Genomic DNA, 21,094 nt, shown 5'->3' with positions numbered 1-21,094 from the left:
ATAAGCACTTCATATTTGATTTGAAAAGACGCGTCCGTTAACTAAGTACTGGTGACGGCCCGGCGCGAATGCCGCAAACCTGAGCCAGCCACAGGCCAATGTGATGGGGAGTGGAGGTGCTCACCGGGCGCTGTGTGGTATGGCGAATAATTGCCGGCGGCCTGGCTTCGCGCGTCAGCAGCGCATTAAGCGTATCCAGTAGCGCCAGCTTGTGCGCTTCCAGTGGGGCAGTTGCGGCCACCGGTGAAACAGAAGGCGTGAGAGAAAATGACAGATGGCGGATTACCGTGCGGATAGCATGCTGATGCCAGTAGTCCACGCTGCACGAGGAACGTCGGGCGCTATCCTGCAGCATCACCAGGCGGTCAATGCGCGTGGTGGTGCCAATATTCAGGCTTCGTGACGAGGTTTCTGCTAAGGTAGTGCGATCGTGAGCTGACGCCTGGGGCAGACCAAAACTCGCCGCGACCATCCCCAACAGGAGATGCGGCCAGAAATAGCGTCTGCCAAATTGTCGCCAACGATTTAGAATACCGATCACTGTGTTCCGCCGGAGCTTATCTATGCGCGATAGTCGCCCACAATCTATTGAAAGTTTTTTCGATCAGGCTCAGGAACAGAGCGTACTGCAACATGTGCAGCAGCGCGCTATCGCGCTGAACAAACTGAATCGTGCTGTTCAGGGAGCGATCCCCGCACAGCTGCATCCCTGGTGCCGCGTGGCCAATTTCCGCCAGGGGGTTCTGGTGATCGAAACGGCCAACGCCAACTGGTTGATGCGCTTGCGCTATGAGCAGTCCAGTTTGCTGTCAGCTTTACGAGCGCAAATATTACCATCATTGACGTCAATCGACATCAGGATAAATCCATCACTGGCGGCAAAAGGTCAGGAAACTGTGCAAGAAAGCAGCACTCGGTTGGCAGAGAAAGAAAAAGCGCCGTTGAGACAGTTGAGTGAGCAAAGCGCGGAAGCTTTACGCGGAGTCGCGAGCCAAAGTCCGGAAAAACTGAAAAATATTTTAGAACGACTGGCCTCGCTGGCCGGAGAGAGTACCAGTTCAACCAGTCGTAATAAGTAGCTCCGGCTTATGCCAGAACCAGATTAGGTGCTTTGAAGGTCACCGGAAGTGCCGCTTCGTCTTCAAAGGTAGCCCATTCCCACGCTTCCTGCTTAGCCAGAACCGCCTGTAACAGCTTGTTGTTCAGCGCATGGCCAGATTTGTAGGCAGTGAAAGCACCGATGATGTTATGTCCGCACATAAACAGGTCACCGATGGCGTCCAGCATTTTGTGACGAACAAACTCATCTTCAAAACGCAGACCGTCTTCGTTCAACACGCGATAGTCGTCCACCACGATAGCGCAGTCAAAGCTGCCGCCGAGGCACAGGCCACGCGACTGCAGGGCTTCGATGTCGCGCATGAAGCCGAATGTACGGGCGCGGCTAATCTGACGCGCAAAGGCTTCTGCAGAGAAGTCCATGCGGTAGCGCTGCGTGCTGGCGTCAATCGCCGGATGGTTAAAATCAATGGTGAAATCCAGTGAGAAACCATTATGCGGCGAAAACTCGGCCCATTTGTCACCATCTTCAACCCGGACAGGCTGCTTAATGCGGACAAACTTCTTGGCGCTGTTCAGTTCTTCAATGCCGGCATCCATCAACAGATAGATAAAGGGTGCCGCGCTGCCATCCATAATCGGGATTTCAGGCGCGTTCACTTCCACCACGATATTATCGATACCGAGGCTGGCAAGGGCAGCATTGAGGTGCTCGACCGTCGAAATCCGTACGTCATGCTCGTTGACCAGGCAGGTACACAGCATGGTATCACGCACGGATTTCGCATCAGCCGGGAAGTCAACCGGGGGGGTCAGATCGGTGCGGCGATAGATGACCCCGGTATTAGCCGACGCAGGGCGCAGAGTCAGCGTGACCTTTTTGCCGGTATGCAAACCGACGCCGGTCGTCTGAACAATACGTTTTAATGTCCGTTGTTTGATCATCTCGTTATCTCGCAATAATTAGCAATACTGCCGTCAGAATATGCCACTGTCGCGGAAGTATTTTAACACAAAGAGCGAAGAACCCCAATTTCAGGAAATTCTTAGTCTGCCTGCTTGCGCAGGAAGGCCGGAATATCCAGATAATCAGGCTCTTTACTCGGTTGTGTACCCGGTTCGTTAACCACTTTCGCAGCTGGTTTCTGCTCCTGCGGCAGCGGAGACATCCCGTGCTGCTGGTAACGATTACCCATCACCGGCTGAGCAGGCTGCTTGTTGGTCACCAGGGTGATTTCCGGGCGCTTATCCATGCCGATACCGGTAGCCACCACCGTCACGCGCAGCTCATCGTTCATCTCCGGATCCAGAGAGGTACCGATCACCACGGTGGCGTTATCCGAAGCAAATGCACGAATCGTGTTACCCACGGTTTCGAACTCATCAAGACGCAGATCGAAGCCAGCGGTGATGTTAACCAGCACACCACGCGCACCGGAGAGATCGATATCTTCCAGTAGCGGGCTGGAGATGGCCATTTCAGCCGCTTCTTCCGCACGGTCTTCGCCGCAGGCCACGCCAGACCCCATCATCGCGTAGCCCATTTCGGACATCACGGTGCGCACGTCAGCAAAGTCGACGTTCATCAGGCCCGGACGGGTAATCAGTTCGGCGATACCCTGCACAGCCCCTTTCAGCACATCATTCGCCGCGCCGAACGCATCGAGCAGAGAGATGCCGCGACCCAGCACTTTCAGCAGCTTGTCGTTAGGGATAGTGATCAGCGAGTCAACATGTTTGGACAGCTCGGCGATACCCTGTTCAGCAAACGCCATGCGCTTTTTGCCTTCAAAGTTAAACGGTTTAGTCACCACCGCAACGGTCAGGATCCCCAGGTCTTTGGCGACTTCCGCCACCACCGGTGCCGCACCGGTGCCGGTACCGCCGCCCATACCTGCGGCGATAAACACCATATCAGCGCCTTCCAGCGCCTGACGCAGTGCTTCCCGGTCTTCTTCTGCCGAATTACGGCCCACTTCCGGGTTCGCCCCGGCGCCGAGACCTTTAGTGATGCCGTTACCGATTTGGATAGTCTGGCCCACAGCCGTTTTGCGCAACGCCTGAGCATCGGTATTTACCGCGAAGAACTCAACGCCTTCAATACGTTCACGCACCATATGCTCTACAGCGTTACCGCCGCCGCCGCCGACGCCGATGACTTTAATCACCGCGTCATTGGTTAGTTCCATTGGTTCAAACATAATTTCTCTCCGATATGTGCCGTTCGCCTGGAGATCACTAAACATACCTAGCATGATCCCCTTTGGTAAAAATTAAAACTCTTTTCTCAGCCAGCTGTTGATTTTCTTGAACCAATTACCGACCGAGGCTCTTTTTTCAATATCGGCTTCGCCATTAAGGTGAGATTCTTTGCCGTAATGCAGTAAGCCAACCGCCGTTGAGTAATACGGCTCCTGTGCGTAATCCGTCAATCCGGTAATATTTAACGGCTGCCCGATACGCACCTGGGTATGGAATACGCGCTGGGCGCAGGCCGCCAGTCCTTCAATCTGCGCCGCGCCGCCGGTCAGAACGATACCGGCCGCGAGGTGATGTTTAACGCCCTGTTGGCGCAGCTGCTCCTGCAACTGCAGGATCTCATCGTTAACCAGATTGAGCAGCTCGGCGTAGCGCGGTTCAATCACTTCCGCCAAAGTCTGGCGCTGCAGGCTACGCGGAGGCCGCCCGCCCACGCTGGGCACTTCGACATTTTCGTCTTTACCGACGATAGAGCCTAGCGCACAGCCATGACGGACTTTGATCGCTTCCGCATCAGTCGGTGGCGTACCGAAAGCATAGGCGATATCGCTGGTTACGACGTTACCCGCATAGGGGATCACCTTGCTGTGGCGCAGCGCACCGCCGGTATACACCGCCATATCCATGGTGCCACCGCCGACATCCACCACGCAGACGCCCAGCTCGCGCTCATCTTCCGTCAGTACTGCAAAGCTAGATGCCAGACCGGCAAAAATCAATTGATCTACCTTCAGACCACAGCGCTCTACCGCTTTAACGATGTTTTTCGCCATGTCGTTATGGCAGGTAATCAGGTGGACTTTCGCCTGCATACGCACGCCGGATAAGCCGACCGGGTTTTTAATGCCTTCCTGGTAATCGATCGCATATTCCTGCGGGATCACATGGAGGATGCGGTGTTCATCGCGCACGCGAACGGATTTAGCCGTATGTACCACGTTTTCCACATCTTCCTGGGTTACTTCTTCTTCGGAAATAGGAACCATCCCTATTTCGTTCTGGCAACTGATATGTTTACCGGATAATGCAAGGTAAACCGAGGAGATCTGACAGTCCGCCATCAGTTCTGCCTGATCGATGGCGCGCTGTACGCACTTCACCACCGATTCCAGATCGTTGACGCCGCCTTTATCCATACCGCGCGACGGGCAGCTGCCCGCCCCGATGATATTGATCATGCCATCAGGCAGGACTTCGCCTACCAGGGCGGCAACTTTCGCCGTGCCTATCTCGAGTCCAACTACCAGTTTTCTGTCCGTCGACTTGATCATTGTTGTTTAACCTGTGCCTGATTCTGTTGCTGATTACCGTCAGCCGCCGCCACGGGAGCCGTCTTCCATCCTACTGCCGCGCCAGAGTCGTAACGCAGGTCTACATAGGTAACACGTTTATTCTCCGCCTGCGCCTGCTGTTGCAGGGTGGGATATAACGCGATAAAGCGCTGCAGCCGCTTCATATCTTCGTTACGCCCTAACTCCAGACGGGTATCGTCCTCTAACACCAGCTGCCATGAACGCCGTGCGGTCATGGATGCCGCTTTCACTTTCAGTTTACTGGCCGCCAGCACATCGCTCATCTGACGAAAACCGGCTAAAACTTCTGACTCGCTGCCTTCAGGCCCGTGCAACATCGGCATCACCTCTTTGCCGAAATGGCTGGCCGGAACGCTGAACGATTTACCGCCCGCATCGACCATATGCACGTCATTCCAGCGCGCCACCGGAACGTACTCCACCAGATGAATTTTCAATTCGTCCGGCCACTGCTTGCGCACGCTGACCTGCTGAATCCACGACAGGCGCTCAATCTGCTGCTGAATAATATTGACATCCTGCGCCATAAATGTGCCCGGCTCGCCAAGCGATAAAATGGCCTGACGAATGTCATCGTTAGTGGTGAAGTGCTTCTGCCCGGTGACCACCAGCTTCGACAGCGGCTGCCGGGAGGCATCGTTCATCCACTTCAGTACCACCAATCCGCCCGCCAGCATCACGCCAATAACCATCAGCAGAAAGACGATCCCGGCAAGCCGGGAGCCGTTGCTGCGGCCGGTGCGCGCTTTTTCCTGCGCTTCACGCTGACGCACATTCAGAGCTGCCTGAGACATATCAGTCGGCCAGTTCCAGAATGCGTACTACCAGCTGTGAAAAAGTCATGCCGGCCTGTTTCGCCGCCATCGGCACCAGGCTATGGCTGGTCATCCCTGGGGAGGTATTGACCTCCAGCAGGTAAAAGTGTCCATCGGCGCCCATCATCACATCGACACGCCCCCAGCCGCTGCAACCCAAAGCACGCCACGCGGCGATAGTCAGTTCGCGTAATTCTGTTTCCTGGTCGGCGCTCAGTCCTGACGGGCAGAAATATTGGGTCTCGTCAGAAATGTACTTAGCATCATAGTCATAGAATTCACTGCTGGTCTGAATACGGATGGATGGCAGAATGTCTGAGCCAAGCACGCCCACGGTGTATTCGGGGCCGCTAAGAAACGCTTCCACCAGCACTTCGTCGTCATGGCGGAATGCTTCCACCAGCGCAGCCTGCAACTCGGATGTCTGGTTAACGCGTGAGATCCCGACGCTGGAGCCTTCACGGCTGGGTTTGACAAACAGCGGTAATCCCAGGGCGTTGATGCTGGTCATCATCTGCGCATCCAACCCGGCATCCATTTGCACACGGTTCAGCGCAATGAAAGGAGATACCGGCAACCCACAGCCCTGCCACAGATATTTGCTGCGCAGTTTGTCCATGGTGATCGCCGAAGCCATCACGCCGCTGCCGGTATAGGGGATGTCGAGAAGTTCCAGCACGCCCTGCAAGGTGCCATCTTCACCGCCGCGTCCGTGCAGCGCGATAAACGCTTTATCAAAGCCCTCTTCATTCAGGCGCGTCACCGGAAAATCACGAATATCTACCGCATGTGCATCGATTCCGGCTTCCTGTAGCCCCTTCAGGACCGCCGCGCCGGATAACAGCGATACGTCACGCTCTGCGGAGGTTCCACCCAGCAATACCGCTACTTTCTCAGCCATGATGTTCCTCACTATTCGTCTGTAACTGTAACTTAAGTTCTGCCAGGGTGCGGGCAATGCGCCCTACGTTTCCGGCACCCTGCACCAAAATCAGATCGTTGCCGGTTAACTTTGGCAACAGCATTTCCAGTACCGCATCATGGTCAGAGACCAGAATCGGGTCCACTTTGCCACGGCCGCGAATGGTGCGGCACAGCGCGCGGCTGTCCGCGCCCGCTATCGGCGTCTCACCGGCTGAATAGACATCCAGCATCAGCAGCACGTCCACCTGCGACAGCACGTTGGCGAAATCGTCATACAGGTCACGCGTGCGGGTATAGCGGTGCGGCTGGAAAATCATCACCAGATTTTTATCTGGCCAGCCCGCGCGCGCCGCCTTGATGGTGACATCCACTTCCGTTGGGTGATGGCCGTAATCGTCAACCAGCATTGCCGTACCCGCACTGCCATTAGACAGAGCCAGCGGGTATTCGCCGAGGAAGTCAAAGCGCCGTCCGGTTCCCTGGAAGCTCTCCAGCGCGTTGAGAATGTCTTCATCGTCAATATTCTCCTCGGTGGCCACCGCCACCGCTGCGGCCGCATTCAGCGCATTATGGCGTCCCGGCGCGTTGAGCGTAACCTGCATCAGCGGCTTGTCATGACGCACCAGGGTAAAGTGCCCCTGCGCGCCCTGCTGATGGTAATTGTCAACGCGCACGTCGGCATCTTCACTGAAGCCGTAAGTGGTAATCTGACGTCCTACGCGTGGGATCAGATCGCGGATCACCGCATCATCAACACAGAGTACCGCACGCCCGTAAAACGGCAGATTGTGCAAAAAGTTGATAAACGTCTGCTTTAAATTTTCGAAGTCGCCCTGGTAGGTATCCATATGATCGGCTTCGATATTGGTGACAATCGCCACCATCGGCTGCAAATGCAGGAACGACGCGTCGCTCTCATCGGCTTCCGCAATCAGATATCGGCTGCTTCCCAGGCGTGCATGGGTGCCAGCCGCTTTCACCAGGCCACCGTTCACAAAGGTGGGATCGAGTCCACCTTCGGCGTAAATGCTCGACACCATCGCGGTGGTGGTGGTTTTGCCATGCGTACCGGCCACGGCAATACCATGACGGAAGCGCATCAGCTCGGCCAGCATCTCCGCACGGCGGATCACCGGAATACGCGCTTCACGCGCGGCAACCACTTCCGGGTTGTCCTGTGAGACGGCGGTGGACACCACCACCACGCTGGCATCGCTGACATTTTCCGGGCGATGATTAAAATAGATTGTTGCGCCCAGCGCGCTCAGATGCCGGGTGACCGCGTTAGGAGCCAGGTCGGAACCGCTGATCTCATAACCTTCATTGGCTAACACTTCGGCAATACCGCCCATGCCGGCACCACCGATGCCAACGAAATGGATGTGCCGGACGCGACGCATCTCGGGCACGATAGAACGCAGTTTTGCCAGTTGCTGTGGATTCATCTCTTCTGCCTGCCGGTGTGATACCACACCTTTTGTTCCAGGGCGGGCTTCTCCGCCCCACGTAAAGTATCTTTAGCGCGCTGCCTTACTGACTTCAGCAGCAACGCGCTCTGTTGCATCAGGTATGGCCACCGCACGGGCTTTTTCAGCCATCGCCAGCAGCGTGGGACGATCCCAGCCAGCCAGCGTTGCAGCAACCGCATCGACGGTAAACTGCGGCTGTTCGTAAATAACCGCCGCGCCGGCCTGCTCCAGCGGCAGGGCATTCCAGTACTGTTGGCGATCCTTATGCTGGAATGGCACAAAAATCGCCGGCAGACCGGCTGCGGCCACTTCACTGACGGTCAGCGCACCCGCTCGGCACACCACCACATCAGCCCAGGCGTAGGCGCTTGCCATATCGTCGATGAACTCCGACACCCGATGTTGCGTCTGGTTCACCTTGATGTAGTCCGAATTCACCTCATCCAGCGCCCCCTTGCCAACCTGGTGCCACAGGCTAATGCTGTCGCCGAGCTGAGCCGCCACCTGAGGCATGGTTTGGTTCAGCACGCGTGCGCCCTGGCTGCCGCCAATCACCAATACCCTGGTCGGGCCTTCACGCCCGCTCAAACGCTCGGACGGCAACGGTAACGCCAGCACGTCAGTGCGCACCGGGTTGCCAACCACTTGCGCATTGGCAAATGCACCGGGAAACGCCTGCATCACTTTGGTAGCAATTTTCGCCAGCCATTTGTTAGTTAATCCGGCAATGCCGTTTTGTTCATGCAGCACCACCGGAATGCCGCAGCTCCAGGCTGCCAGGCCGCCGGGGCCGGAGACATAACCGCCCATGCCGAGCACCACGTCCGGCTGCCAGGCTTTCATAATGGCTCGCGCCTGACGCCAGGCGTTAAAAATACGCAGCGGAGCCGCCAGTAACGCTTTGATGCCTTTGCCGCGCAGCCCGTTGATGCGGATAAATTCTATGTCGATACCGTGTTTCGGCACTAAATCCGCTTCCATCCGGTCAGCGGTGCCAAGCCAGCGCACCTGCCAGCCCTGCGCCATCAGATGGTGTGCTACCGCCAGCCCGGGGAAAACGTGCCCCCCGGTTCCGCCCGCCATCACCATCAGTCGCTTTCCACTCATCGACTACCCTCGCGTGAACGCCTGGGCTTTTGCCAGACGCGTTTCATAATCTATACGTAACAAAAATACGATGGCGGTCGACATAATAATCAGACTCGACCCACCGTAGCTGATCAGCGGCAGCGTCAGACCTTTGGTCGGTAACATGCCCGCTGCGGCACCGACGTTGACCAGTGCCTGAAAGCTAAACCAGACGCCAATAGAACAGGCAAGAAACCCGGAAAAACGCTGATCCAGCTCCAGTGCGCGTCGGCCAATGGACATCGCCCGAAAAGCGACGAAGAATACCATTAACAAGGCTAAAACCACACCGATATAACCCAGCTCCTCGCCGATAATCGAGAAGATAAAATCGGTATGCGCTTCGGGCAGATACTCCAGCTTTTGCACCGAGTTACCCAGCCCCTGGCCCCATAATTCACCGCGCCCGAAAGCCATCAGCGACTGCGTTAACTGGTAACCACTGCCAAACGGATCTTCCCACGGGTTCCAGAATGAGGTCACGCGGCGCATACGATAGGGTTCAGCCACAATCAGCAGGCAAACGGCGAAAATACCGGAACCGATAATCGCCAGGAATTGCCATAACTTGGCTCCGGCGAGGAACAGCATGGCCAGCGTGGTGACAAACAGTACCACCACCGTTCCCAAATCCGGCTGTGCCAGCAGCAGTACCGCCAGCACCACCATCACGCCCATCGGCTTACAGAACCCCCAGAAGTTGTTGCGCACTTCTTCCACTTTGCGTACCAGGTAGCTGGCGAGATAGCAGAACAGCGACAGCTTGGACAGCTCTGCCGGCTGGATGCGCAGCGGGCCGAGCGCGATCCAACGCGATGCACCGTTAACCGAGCTGCCCACCACCAGCACCACCAGCAGCATCACCACCGTCGCCAGCAGCATGATATTGCTATAACGCTGCCAGAAATCCATCGGGATGCGCAGCGTCACCATCGCCATGCCGAGCGCCAGCAGCAGGTAAAACGCATCACGCTTGGCAAAATAGAACGGGTCGGCGGACAAACGCTGGCCGACCGGCATCGATGCCGATGTGACCATGACAAAACCAATAATTGCCAGACCGAACGTCAGCCACAGCAGCGTACGGTCATACAGCACCATTGAGCTGGCATCACTTTCGCGCGAGCCCATCACCCAGGATTTCAGGCGCTCTGACAGCGCCCCGGCAAGGCTGATACCGGGTATACGCATTAGCCAGCCTCCCGCGCCAGTTGGGCAAACAGATCGCCACGCTGCTCAAAATTTTTGAACTGGTCAAGGCTGGCACAGGCGGGCGACAGCAGCACCAGATCCCCCGGCTGTACCTGTGTGGCAATCTGCTGCACCGCTTCGGCCATCGTCTCCGTCTGCACCGCTACCTCCGGGCGCAATGCCGCCAGTTCAGCACCATCACGACCGAAACAGTAAATCCGGATGCGATCGCCCTGCAGATAACGGGTAAGAGGACTGAAATCCGCCGACTTGCCGTCGCCGCCCAGCAACAGCCACAACATGCCAGCCGGATGCAAACCATTCAGCGCCGCTTCGGTGCTGCCAACGTTAGTGGCTTTGGAATCGTTAATCCAGCGCACGCCGTTATGTTCGTGAACCCGCTGGAAGCGATGCGGTAAGCCGTTAAAGGTGGTTAAGGCTTTCAGGCTGGTGGCGCGCGGCAGGCCAACGGCATCCGCCAGCGCCAGCGCCGCCAGCGCATTGGTATAGTTGTGCTGACCGACCAAGTGCATCTCGTCGGTATTCAGGACTTTTTCTCCCTGCACGCGCAGCCAGGTACTGCCCTGCTGGCGCGTAAGGTGATAATCGCCCACGTCGGCACCAAAGCTCACGCAGCGCGCATCCGCGCCGCGTACCGGCATGGTCATCGCATCATCGGCATTAACCACGCAGACCGTGGCGTTTTCATAGATGCGCAGCTTGGCCGCGCGATATTGCTGCATACCCAGCGGATAGCGATCCATATGATCCTCTGTCACGTTGAGGATGGTCGCCGCCGCCGCGTGCAGGCTGCTGGCGGTTTCCAGCTGGAAGCTTGACAGCTCCAGCACGTAAAGCTGTGCCGGTTGCTGCAACAGCGTCAGTGCAGGCAGGCCAATATTGCCGCCTGTGCCAACCTGCCAGCCTGCGGCTTTTGCCATCTCGCCAACCAGCGTTGTCACGGTGCTTTTGCCGTTGGAACCGGTGATCGCCACGATCGGTGCCTGTGCTTCACGACAAAACAGCTCGATATCGCCAATGATTTCCACCCCGTTTTGCGCCGCAGCCATCAGCGAAGGATGCGCCAGCGCCACGCCCGGGCTGGCAACAATCAGATCGGCGTCCAGCAGCCAGCTATCGTTCATCGACCCCAGCCAGCACTCCACGTTTTTCGGCAGCTTTTCCAGCCCCGGCGGCACGACACGGGTATCTATCATGCGCGGCACAACGCCGCGCGCGATAAAGAAATCAATACAGGAGAGACCGGTCAGCCCCAACCCGATAATGACCACTTTTTTACCCTGATAGTCAGCCATAATTAACGTACCTTCAGCGTTGCCAGGCCAATCAGCACCAGCATCAGTGAAATAATCCAGAAGCGGACAATGACGCGCGGCTCCGGCCAGCCCTTCAATTCATAATGATGGTGGATAGGTGCCATGCGGAAAATGCGCTGCCCGCGTAATTTGAAGGAGCCAACCTGCAGGATCACCGACAGGGTCTCTACCACAAACACCCCGCCCATAATCACCAGCAGGAACTCCTGGCGCAGCAGCACGGCAATGGTGCCCAGCGCGCCGCCCAGCGCCAGCGAGCCAACGTCACCCATAAAGACCTGGGCTGGATAGGTGTTGAACCACAGGAAGCCTAAACCGGCACCGACGATGGCGGTGCAGACAATCACCAGTTCACCGGCATGACGCAGATAGGGAATATGCAGATATTCAGCGAACTTTACGTTACCGGTAGCCCAGGCAACCAGCGCAAATCCTGCCGCGACAAACACCGTTGGCATAATGGCCAGGCCATCAAGGCCATCGGTCAGATTCACCGCATTACTGGTGCCGACAATGACAAAGTAGGCCAGCAGCAGATACAGCAGCCCCAGCTGCGGCATCACATCTTTAAAGAACGGCACCACCAGCTCGGTAGCCGGGGTATCTTTGCCAATCATATACATGACAAAAGCGACCACCAGCGCAATCGCCGACTGCCAGAAGTACTTCCAGCGCGCAATCAACCCTTTGGTGTCTTTGCGCACCACTTTGCGATAGTCATCGACAAAGCCGACGATACCGTAACCGACCAGCACAAACAGCACGCACCAGACGTAGGGGTTAGAGGGATAAGCCCACAGCAGCACCGAAACGGTGATCGAGGTCAGGATCATGATCCCGCCCATGGTTGGCGTACCGCGTTTGCTGAAGTGCGACTCCGGCCCGTCGTTACGCACCACCTGACCAAATGACATTTCTTGCAGTCGGGCAATCATACGCGGCCCCATCCACAGGGAGATAAACAGCGCGGTCAGCAGGCTGACAATGGCGCGAAACGTCAGATACGAGAAGACGTTAAAGCCGGAATAAAAAGTGACCAGATGCTCGGCCAGCCAGACTAACATGCGCCTTTCTCCTGTAAAATTTGCACTACCTGTTCCATAGAGGCACTGCGTGAACCTTTCACTAATAAGGTGATATGTTGATGTTGCGCCAGGAGTTCGATCGCCCGTGCGCCGAGCGCCGCTTTGTCAGCAAAGTGCTCACCAACGCCGCTGGCATCAGAAATTCCGTGGCTGAGTAAACCGGTGCTTAAGACTTTATCAATGCCGGCATGGCGAATGGCGTTGCCCACCTGACGATGGCACTCGGCGGCTTCTGCCCCCATTTCCGCCATATCGCCGACGATCATCACGCGGTAGCCGGGCATCCCGGCCAGTACCTGCGCGGCGGCGGTCATAGAACCCACGTTGGCGTTATAGCTGTCGTCCAGCAGCAGCTTGTCCGCACTGAGCGCCAGCGGGAACAGACGGCCCGGCACCGCCTTCAGGGTGCTTAACCCCCGGCGCACCGCGCTGAGCGGCGCACCAACGGAGAGCGCCAGCGCGCTGGCCGCCAGGGCATTGGCGATGTTGTGGCGACCCGGCAGCGGCAGCGTGACATCCACGTCACCCTGCGGCGAATGCAGGGTAAAATGCGTTCCCTGTGCGCTGATGATGACATCGGAAGCATAAAAGTCGCTGTCAGCCTGCCCGGGTGAGAAGCGCCAGACTGTTTTGCCGTGCAGCGCCTGCTGCCAGTGCGGCCAGTCGTTGCTTTCACCGTTAATAATGGCGGTGCCATTGAGCGGCAAACCGCTAAAGATTTCGCCCTTCGCTTTCGCCACGCCGGCCAGAGAACCAAAGCCCTCCAGATGCGCCGCCGCAAGGTTATTGACCAGCGCCGTTTCCGGGCGCACCAGATCGGTGGTGTAAGCAATTTCGCCCTGGTGGTTGGCTCCCAGTTCAATCACCGCATAGCGATGTTGCGGCTTCAGGCGCAACAGCGTCAGCGGCACGCCAATATCGTTATTGAGATTTCCGGCGGTATAAAGCGTCTCGCCGCATTCGCGCAGAATGGCCGCCGTCATCTCTTTTACCGAGGTTTTCCCCGAAGATCCGGTCAGCGCCACGATCCGTGCATCAGACTGCTGGCGCACCCATGCCGCCAGTTGCCCCAGCGCAGTGCGCGTATCGGCGACCACCACCTGGGATACATCTACTGGTAAGCGCTTACTCACTAACAGACCTGAACAGCCCGCATTGATGGCATCAAGGACAAAATCATGTGCATCAAAACGTTCGCCCTTCAGGGCGATAAACAGGCTTCCCGCCGTTGCTTTACGCGTATCGGTAGTCACATCCGCAATGGTCACGTCGCTGCCGTGCAGCGTACCGCCGGTTAGCTGTGCAATGTGCTGTAAAGTGACGGAGATCATGCCAGTCCCCCCAGCAGGCGGGCGACCGTGTCACGGTCAGAGTAGTCAAAACGCTGATGGCCGATAATCTGGTAATCTTCGTGGCCTTTACCGGCAACCAGCACAATATCGCCTTGCTGTGCCTGCATCACGGTGTTAGTGACCGCTTGCGCACGGCCCATTACCACCCTGGCACGTCCGGCATCAAGCAGGCCGCTCAAAATATCGCGGACAATCGCCGCCGGATCTTCACTGCGCGGATTGTCGTCGGTGATCACCACCACATCAGCAAACTGCTCGGCAATCGCTCCCATCAGCGGGCGCTTGCCTTTGTCGCGGTCACCGCCGCAGCCAAACAGACACCACAGCCGCCCCTTGCAGTGCAGACGTGCCGCCGCCAGCGCTTTTTCCAGCGCATCGGGAGTATGGGCATAATCCACTACCACCGTCGGTTTGCCCGGTGCGCTGAATACTTCCATGCGCCCGGTAACGGGTTGCAGCTGGCTGGCGGTAGCCGTTAGTGCGTCCAGCGGATAGTCCAGGGAGAGCAGTGTTGCCAACGCCACCAGCAGATTGCTGACGTTGAATGCGCCCATCAGACGACTGTCAATGTTGCCCTCTCCCCAGCTGGAGGAAAAGTGCACCCTGGCCCCGCCGTCGTGGTAATCCACCTTTGTCGCTTTCAGCCAGCGGCCATGACAGCCCGGCTGAAGGTTATTTTCCATCGTGACGGCCACCGCATCCGGCAGTTTTTCCAGCCAGCGGCGTCCGACTTCATCATCGGCATTGATGATGGCTTGTCCGACCTGATGTTCGGCAAACAGCAACCACTTGGCGGCCTCATAGCGCGCCATATCGCCGTGATAATCGAGGTGATCGCGGCTGAGGTTGGTAAATGCAGCCGCCGCAAAAGGCAGCGCGGCCACGCGGTGCTGTACCAGGCCGTGCGAAGAGATCTCCATCGCTGCCAGGCTTGCGCCTTTGTCCACCAGCGATGCCAGTAAATGCTGGATATCCACCGCCGATCCGGTAGTGTTTTCCGCCGGGGAGAGCTGCCCGTAAAGACCGTTACCGACCGTTCCCAGCACCGCGCCGGTTTCACCCAGCAGCTGCGCCCACTGCGCCAGCAGCTGGGTGGTGGTTGTTTTGCCATTGGTGCCGGTAACGCCAATCAGCTTTAGCTTTTCGCCGGGCTGCTGGTAGAAACGCCCGGCAAGCGCCGACAGACGTTGAGAAAGCTGCGCCAGGTAAATCACCGGGACGCCGTGCATCTCCACAATCTGTCCGTCTTCTGCTTCGCCTTCCGCTTCGGCAATCACCGCCGCCACGCCCTGGGCAATCGCCTGAGGAATAAAACGCCGCCCGTCGGCCGCGTGGCCCTTAATCGCCACAAACAGATCGGCCGACGCCGCTACACGGCTGTCCAGCGTCATTTCGCGCAATGCGCGCTCCGGTGCGCCAGGCACCCACGGAGCCAGTAAGTCACGCAAGTTACGATCTGCCACTGAGTGCCTCATTTTTGTTAGTTACCATCTCGTTCTTATCCGTAGTGGGTAACGCATCCGGTTCAATGTTCATGGTACGCAATACGCCGCCCATGATCGCACCAAACACCGGCGCGGATACCGCTCCGCCGTAGTATTTACCCGACTGGGGATCGTTTATGACCACTACCAGCGCAAAACGCGGTTTGCTGGCAGGGGCAACCCCGGCGGTATAAGCAATGTAGCGATTGACGAATTTACCGTCTGGCCCCACCTTTTTGGCGGTACCGGTTTTGATCGCGATACGATAGCCTTTGATGGCCGCTTTGACGCCGCCGCCGCCCGGCAGGGCAACGCTTTCCATCATGTGCAGCACCGTACGCACCAGCGATTCAGGGAAAACGCGCTGCCCCGCAACCGGTGGGTCAACTTTGGTTATCGACAATGGGCGATAAATGCCATAGCTGCCCATCGTTGCATAGACTCGCGCTAACTGTAACGGCGTGACCATCAGCCCGTATCCGAAAGAGAAGGTGGCCCTCTCTATGTCGGCCCACCGTTGTTTTTGCGGATAGAGACCGCTGCTTTCTCCAACCAGTCCCAGATTGGTCGCTTTGCCTAAGCCAAAACGTGAGTAGGTGTCCACTAACGCGTTGGAAGGCATCGCTAACGCCAGGCGGGAAACGCCGACGTTAGACGATTTCTGCAGTACTCCGGTCAGGGTCAGTTCGTTGTAGCGGGCCACGTCCCTGATTTCGTGGCCGTTAATCCGGAAAGGAACGGTATTCAGCACGCTGCTGTCATGGACTACGCCACGCTGGAGTGCGGTCATCACCACCATGGGTTTCACCGTCGAGCCAGGCTCAAACATATCGGTGATGGCGCGGTTGCGCATCACGTCTTTGGTGGTTCCGCTCAGGTTATTCGGGTTATACGCCGGGCTGTTGGCCATCGCCAGCACTTCGCCGGTATTGATATCCAGCAGAACCGCCGTACCTGATTCCGCTTTGTTAAAAGCCACCGCGTTATTGAGTTCGCGATAGACCTGCGCCTGCAGGCGTTCATCGATGCTCAACGCCAGATTATGTGCCGCCCGACTGTCCACCGAGGAGATATCCTCAATCACCCGGCCGAAACGGTCTTTACGTACCGTACGTTCGCCTGGCTGTCCGGTCAGCCATTTATCGAAGCTTTTCTCAACGCCTTCAATGCCCTGCCCGTCAATATTGGTAAAACCAATCAGGTGAGAAGTGACCTGCCCGGCGGGATAATAGCGGCGTGATTCCTCGCGCAGAAAGATGCCTGGCAGTTTCAGCTTCTTAATGTAGTCACCGATCGCCGGATTGACCTGGCGCGCCAGATAGACGAAACGACCATTAGGATTGGCATTTACCCGGGCTGCCAGCTGGTCGAGCGGGATCGAGAGCGCGTCTGACAGCGCTTTCCAGCGGCTGTCGAGCGTAATCCCGCCCTTGTTGTGTAGCTCTTTCGGGTCGGCCCAGATGGCATTCACCGGCACGCTGACCGCCAGCGGGCGACCGGCGCGATCGCTGATCATGCCGCGCGATGTCGGGATCGCCTGCACGCGCAGTGAACGCATATCCCCTTCACGCACCAGCCGGTCGGGGTTGATCACCTGCAAATAAGCCACGCGCAGCAGCAAACCCACCAGCGCGAGGAAAATACAGCCACACAGCAACGCAAAGCGCCAGCTGACAAAGCTGGCCTGATCTTCTACGCGTTTCGATTTCTGCTTCTGCGCTTTTTTTGCGGCTCTCATCCAGTCCTTGTGCCCTTAGTTGTGAACCACAATATTTTCCTGAGAAGGATCAACATGCTGCATCTGTATTTTCTCCGTGGCGATACGCTCAACCCGGCTGTGATCGCCCAGGGCATTCTCTTCCAGAATCAGATTGCGCCATTCAATGTCCAGCGCATCCCGCTCCAGCACCAGCTGCTCGCGCTGGGCGGTGAGCAACCGCGTTTTATGCGCGGTCGTCACGACAAACAACGCAGAAATCAACACCGCGATAAAAAGCAAAACCGGGATCTTACCGTGGCGTATCAGATCTCCGCCTATTACCCCCGGCAGGCTATGACGCTCGTTGCCGATCATGAGGCGGTACGCTCTGCGATGCGCAGCACAGAACTGCGCGCGCGCGGGTTATCAGCGACTTCGCTTTCGCCCGGCATCATTTTTCCCAGCGCCTTGAGTTGACGCCCGCCCATGCTGCTAAGCTGCGCTTCCGTCATCGGCAAACCGTGTGGAACCTGCGGCCCACGGCTTTGTTCGCGCATAAAGCGCTTCACGATGCGGTCTTCCAGCGAATGGAAACTGATCACCGACAGACGGCCGCCTGCCGCCAGCGCGCTAAGTGCCCCTTTGAGCGCCTGTTCAATCTCTTCCAGCTCGCTATTAACCCAGATGCGAATCGCCTGGAAGCTGCGCGTTGCCGGGTGTTTGAATTTGTCTTTGACCGGGGTTGCGGCGTAGATCACATCAGCCAGCTCTTTAGTCCGCGTCATTGGCTGCTCGCGATTGCGCTCGACGATGGCACGAGCGATGCGCCTGGCAAAACGCTCTTCACCAAAGGTCTTCAGCACAAAAGAGATATCGCTCTCTTCCGCTTTCAGCAGCCATTCCGCCGCCGACAGGCCGCGCGTAGGATCCATACGCATATCCAGCGGTCCATCGCGCATAAAAGAAAAGCCGCGTTCGGCGTCATCCAGCTGCGGGGAAGAAACGCCAAGATCCAGCAAGATGCCGTCAATTTTCCCCGTCAGTCCGCGTTGTTCGGCGTATTCTGCCAACGCGGAAAACGGGCCATGAATAATGGTGAAACGAGGATCGGTAATTTCAGCGGCGGCGGCAATGGCCTGCGGATCGCGGTCAATGGCGAACAGGCGACCGTGCTCACCAAGCTGAGAAAGGATCAGGCGCGAGTGCCCCCCGCGCCCAAAGGTGCCATCAATGTAGATGCCGTCAGGCTTGATATTGAGACCGTTTACCGCCTCGTCTAACAGCACCGTGGTATGTTTAAAAGTATCCTGCATCGTTATAATGACAAATCCTGTAATCGCTCAGACATCGGCTGCTGAGAAGACTGTTCCGCGTCTATATCTTCCTTGACTTGTTGATACCAGGTCTGTTCATCCCACAGTTCAAATTTATTAAACTGCCCAACCAGCATCACTTGTTTACTCAGGCTTGCATGTTGGCGCAGCGTACTCGCCAGCAGTATGCGGCCTGCATTATCCATCTGGCATTCACTGGCATGCCCCAACAGCAGACGTTGTACACGGCGCTCGACAGGGTTCATGCTGGACAGGCGAGACAGCTTTTGTTCAATGATTTCCCATTCCGGGAGGGGGTAAAGCAGCAGGCACGGTTGATGCAGGTCAATGGTACAGACCATTTGCCCTTGGGATCCCTCGTTCAGCATGTCGCGATAGCGCGTTGGCACGGCAAGCCGGCCTTTACCGTCGAGATTGACTAACGTTGCCCCACGGAACATGCCAGCCTCACTCCTCATCCACCCGATTTCACCACTTTACTCCACATTTTCCCACTAAAAGAGTGTACGGAGCGGAGGAAAACATTGTCAAGCCGCAGTATCGGTGGATTCGTAATATTTCTGTGCGAAATAAAACTTCTGCAAGTTACAATCGAGGCGCAATACGGCAATTTAAAAATAAGCCAATGAATAATGTCAGAAATTTTTCGCGCCATGCGTAACTGCTCAAAAATATACCAGTTCTTAACCGCCGAAAATAGGTTGACTGCTTTGTAACATAAATTGCATTTTAAGTAAGTTCTTACCCTTTGCTCAGTACGCCAGCACCCGCGCTGGCGCACAGGGTGCTGACCCGGCAGCATATTAATAAAGGTCATTTTTATAATGAGATGCTGCAGTGGGCTCTTTTTTTACCTTTATTTACGCGCCAGTTACCAGCAGGCCGATTAAATGAACTGAATCATCATCTGCCGCCGTTAACATCGTGGAATAAGAATAGACCAGATAAGTGACAGGCCGCTTTCGCCACCAAAAAGAGTTAGTTTATTTTACGATTTAAACGACCGCGCCGGTAAAGGTTACGGCGAATACGCGTCAGCCCCACCTTCGGCTTACGCGGCTCGTCAAGGCTGGCCAGCACCAGCTCAAGAACACGCTCTGCCACATCGCGATGCTTCTGCCCGACCGACAGCACCGGGCATTCAAGAAAATCAAGCAACTCATGATCGCCAAAAGTGGCAATCGCCAGATTTTGCGGTAAGCGCCCTTCGCGCCGCAGTGTGACATCCATTACCCCCTGCAGCAGCCCGAAGGAGGTGGTAAACAGCGCCTCCGGCATATCATGCGTGTCGAGATAATTTTCGAATAGCGCTGCCGCCGCACTGCGCTCAAAGCTATTGGCGTAGATAAAGTCGGGCTGGCGTTCATCTCCTTTCCAGGCATCGCGAAAACCCAGCTCACGCAGAAAGCTGACGGACAGCTCCGGCAGCGCGCCCATAAACAGCACGGACTTCGCCGGCAGCTTGCGCAGCTCTGCGCCCAGCTCCTGTGCGTCATCCTGGTCTGCCCCCACCACGCTGGTAAAATGTTCACGATCCAACGCACGATCGAGCGCGATAATCGGCAGCGGGTCGTTAATCCAGCGCTGATAGAATGGATGCTCCGGCGGTAATGACGTGGAAACGATAATGGCGTCTACCTGGCGTTGCAGCAGGTGCTCCACGCAGCGCATTTCATTATCGGGCTGATCCTCTGAACAGGCGATCAGCAGCTGATAGCCCCGCTGCCGTGCCTGGCGTTCAAGATAGTTGGCAATGCGCGTGTAGCTGGTATTTTCCAGATCGGGAATAACCAGTCCAATAGAGCGCGTGCGGCCAGCGCGCAATCCTGCTGCGACGGCGTTAGGATGGTAGTTGTGCTCGCGCACCACCGCCATGACTTTCTCGACGGTTTTATCGCTGACGCGATACTGCCTGGCTTTGCCATTAATGACATAGCTGGCCGTGGTACGCGAAACCCCTGCGAGGCGCGCAATTTCATCCAGTTTCACAATAACCCCATACTTTTCTATGGATTAGAATTCGTAACATCTAACCGCAGAAAAGTGTGGCGAGCAACCGCTTTCGTGCAGCAACCCCGGCTTTATTGTAAAAATAAAAAAACCCGACATTACGCCGGGTTAGCTGACATTCCTGACAATCACTGCAGGAAACTAACGCATAATACGATCGCCGCGCGCCACGCCAACGAGGCCAGATCGGGCCACTTCTACGATTTCCGCTACTTCACGCACGGTGCTCAGGAAAGCGTCCAGTTTGTCGCTGGTGCCTGCCAGCTGAACCGTATAAAGCGTCGGCGTGACGTCGACGATCTGTCCACGGAAGATTTCTGCGCTGCGTTTGACCTCTTCACGACCATAACCACTGGCCTGAATCTTCACCAGCATGATTTCGCGCTCGACGAAAGCGCCCTGGCCAAGCTCGCTGACGCGCAGCACGTCAACCAGCTTATGCAGCTGCTTCTCGATCTGCTCGATCACCTTTTCGTCACCCACGGTCTGAATAGTCATGAGTGACAGCGTTGGATCGTCCGTCGGCGCCACGGTCAGGCTCTCAATGTTGTAGCCGCGCTGGGAAAACAGCCCCACCACGCGGGATAATGCGCCGGATTCATTTTCCAGCAGAACCGATAATACGCGACGCATAA

General features: G+C 56.7%; 20 protein-coding genes. 1 reads left to right on the top strand and 19 read right to left on the bottom strand.

The annotated features are described in order from the left end of the window. Positions 1-37: 37 nt before the first annotated feature. Complete coding sequence (secM, locus tag EPYR_RS03880; protein ID WP_012667106.1) at positions 38-541, bottom strand: secA translation cis-regulator SecM; 504 nt, start codon at positions 539-541, stop codon at positions 38-40. Positions 542-563: 22 nt separating this feature from the next. On the opposite strand from secM, the gene EPYR_RS03875 reads away from it, so the two are divergent. Continuing rightward, positions 564-1,079, top strand: a complete 516-nt coding sequence (locus EPYR_RS03875) for a DUF721 domain-containing protein (protein WP_012667105.1) — start codon at positions 564-566, stop codon at positions 1,077-1,079. Between the two features lie 7 nt (positions 1,080-1,086). Here EPYR_RS03875 and lpxC read toward each other — a convergent pair whose 3' ends face one another. From lpxC to ilvN, 18 genes are all read right to left on the bottom strand, one after another. Then, positions 1,087-2,004 (bottom strand): UDP-3-O-acyl-N-acetylglucosamine deacetylase, encoded by a 918-nt coding sequence (gene lpxC / locus EPYR_RS03870; protein WP_012667104.1) that lies wholly within the window; start codon positions 2,002-2,004, stop codon positions 1,087-1,089. Between the two features lie 101 nt (positions 2,005-2,105). After that, positions 2,106-3,260 (bottom strand): cell division protein FtsZ, encoded by a 1,155-nt coding sequence (gene ftsZ / locus EPYR_RS03865; RefSeq protein WP_012667103.1) that lies wholly within the window; start codon positions 3,258-3,260, stop codon positions 2,106-2,108. Positions 3,261-3,332: 72 nt separating this feature from the next. Further along, the gene (gene ftsA, locus EPYR_RS03860) at positions 3,333-4,589 is read right to left on the bottom strand and encodes a cell division protein FtsA (protein WP_012667102.1); all 1,257 of its coding nucleotides are present in this window, start codon (positions 4,587-4,589) and stop codon (positions 3,333-3,335) included. Beyond that, positions 4,586-5,425 (bottom strand): cell division protein FtsQ, encoded by an 840-nt coding sequence (gene ftsQ / locus EPYR_RS03855; RefSeq protein WP_012667101.1) that lies wholly within the window; start codon positions 5,423-5,425, stop codon positions 4,586-4,588. The genes ftsA and ftsQ overlap by 4 nt, the downstream gene beginning before the upstream one ends. Before the next feature lies 1 nt (position 5,426). Next, the gene (locus EPYR_RS03850) at positions 5,427-6,347 is read right to left on the bottom strand and encodes a D-alanine--D-alanine ligase (RefSeq protein WP_012667100.1); all 921 of its coding nucleotides are present in this window, start codon (positions 6,345-6,347) and stop codon (positions 5,427-5,429) included. Next, positions 6,340-7,815 carry a UDP-N-acetylmuramate--L-alanine ligase gene (gene murC / locus EPYR_RS03845; RefSeq protein WP_012667099.1) on the bottom strand — a complete coding sequence of 492 codons (1,476 nt, stop codon included), beginning with the start codon at positions 7,813-7,815 and terminating at the stop codon, positions 6,340-6,342. The genes EPYR_RS03850 and murC overlap by 8 nt, the downstream gene beginning before the upstream one ends. A gap of 72 nt (positions 7,816-7,887) precedes the next feature. Next, the gene (gene murG / locus EPYR_RS03840; protein WP_012667098.1) at positions 7,888-8,946 is read right to left on the bottom strand and encodes an undecaprenyldiphospho-muramoylpentapeptide beta-N-acetylglucosaminyltransferase; all 1,059 of its coding nucleotides are present in this window, start codon (positions 8,944-8,946) and stop codon (positions 7,888-7,890) included. Positions 8,947-8,949: 3 nt separating this feature from the next. Next, positions 8,950-10,158: a cell division protein FtsW gene (ftsW, locus tag EPYR_RS03835; protein WP_012667097.1), complete on the bottom strand. Its 1,209-nt coding sequence runs from the start codon at positions 10,156-10,158 to the stop codon at positions 8,950-8,952. Then, complete coding sequence (murD, locus tag EPYR_RS03830; protein ID WP_012667096.1) at positions 10,158-11,474, bottom strand: UDP-N-acetylmuramoyl-L-alanine--D-glutamate ligase; 1,317 nt, start codon at positions 11,472-11,474, stop codon at positions 10,158-10,160. Before murD ends, ftsW begins: the two co-directional genes overlap by 1 nt. Positions 11,475-11,476: 2 nt before the next feature. Beyond that, positions 11,477-12,559 carry a phospho-N-acetylmuramoyl-pentapeptide-transferase gene (gene mraY, locus EPYR_RS03825; RefSeq protein ID WP_012440500.1) on the bottom strand — a complete coding sequence of 361 codons (1,083 nt, stop codon included), beginning with the start codon at positions 12,557-12,559 and terminating at the stop codon, positions 11,477-11,479. Further along, positions 12,553-13,911, bottom strand: coding sequence for a UDP-N-acetylmuramoyl-tripeptide--D-alanyl-D-alanine ligase (gene murF, locus EPYR_RS03820; protein WP_012667095.1), 1,359 nt, complete (start codon positions 13,909-13,911; stop codon positions 12,553-12,555). Before murF ends, mraY begins: the two co-directional genes overlap by 7 nt. Beyond that, positions 13,908-15,395: a UDP-N-acetylmuramoyl-L-alanyl-D-glutamate--2,6-diaminopimelate ligase gene (murE, locus tag EPYR_RS03815; protein ID WP_014538601.1), complete on the bottom strand. Its 1,488-nt coding sequence runs from the start codon at positions 15,393-15,395 to the stop codon at positions 13,908-13,910. Before murE ends, murF begins: the two co-directional genes overlap by 4 nt. Then, complete coding sequence (locus EPYR_RS03810) at positions 15,382-17,154, bottom strand: peptidoglycan glycosyltransferase FtsI (protein ID WP_012667093.1); 1,773 nt, start codon at positions 17,152-17,154, stop codon at positions 15,382-15,384. The genes murE and EPYR_RS03810 overlap by 14 nt, the downstream gene beginning before the upstream one ends. Positions 17,155-17,169: 15 nt before the next feature. Beyond that, positions 17,170-17,490: a cell division protein FtsL gene (gene ftsL, locus EPYR_RS03805; RefSeq protein WP_012667092.1), complete on the bottom strand. Its 321-nt coding sequence runs from the start codon at positions 17,488-17,490 to the stop codon at positions 17,170-17,172. Continuing rightward, entirely contained in the window at positions 17,487-18,428 is a 942-nt protein-coding gene (gene rsmH, locus EPYR_RS03800) for a 16S rRNA (cytosine(1402)-N(4))-methyltransferase RsmH (RefSeq protein ID WP_012667091.1), read from the bottom strand. The genes ftsL and rsmH overlap by 4 nt, the downstream gene beginning before the upstream one ends. Before the next feature lie 2 nt (positions 18,429-18,430). After that, a complete protein-coding gene (mraZ, locus tag EPYR_RS03795; protein WP_012667090.1) occupies positions 18,431-18,889 on the bottom strand; it encodes a division/cell wall cluster transcriptional repressor MraZ in 459 nt (152 codons plus the stop codon). A gap of 538 nt (positions 18,890-19,427) precedes the next feature. Continuing rightward, positions 19,428-20,438: a catabolite repressor/activator gene (cra, locus tag EPYR_RS03790; RefSeq protein WP_012667088.1), complete on the bottom strand. Its 1,011-nt coding sequence runs from the start codon at positions 20,436-20,438 to the stop codon at positions 19,428-19,430. 162 nt (positions 20,439-20,600) lie between these two features. Then, positions 20,601-21,092, bottom strand: coding sequence for an acetolactate synthase small subunit (gene ilvN / locus EPYR_RS03785; protein ID WP_012667087.1), 492 nt, complete (start codon positions 21,090-21,092; stop codon positions 20,601-20,603). Positions 21,093-21,094 lie beyond the last annotated feature (2 nt).

The sequence above is a fragment of the Erwinia pyrifoliae DSM 12163 genome (genome assembly GCF_000026985.1).
Lineage (GTDB): Bacteria > Pseudomonadota > Gammaproteobacteria > Enterobacterales > Enterobacteriaceae > Erwinia > Erwinia pyrifoliae.
The sequence above is the reverse complement of the archived record's forward strand: the minus strand, read 5'-3'. Positions and strand labels throughout refer to the sequence as shown.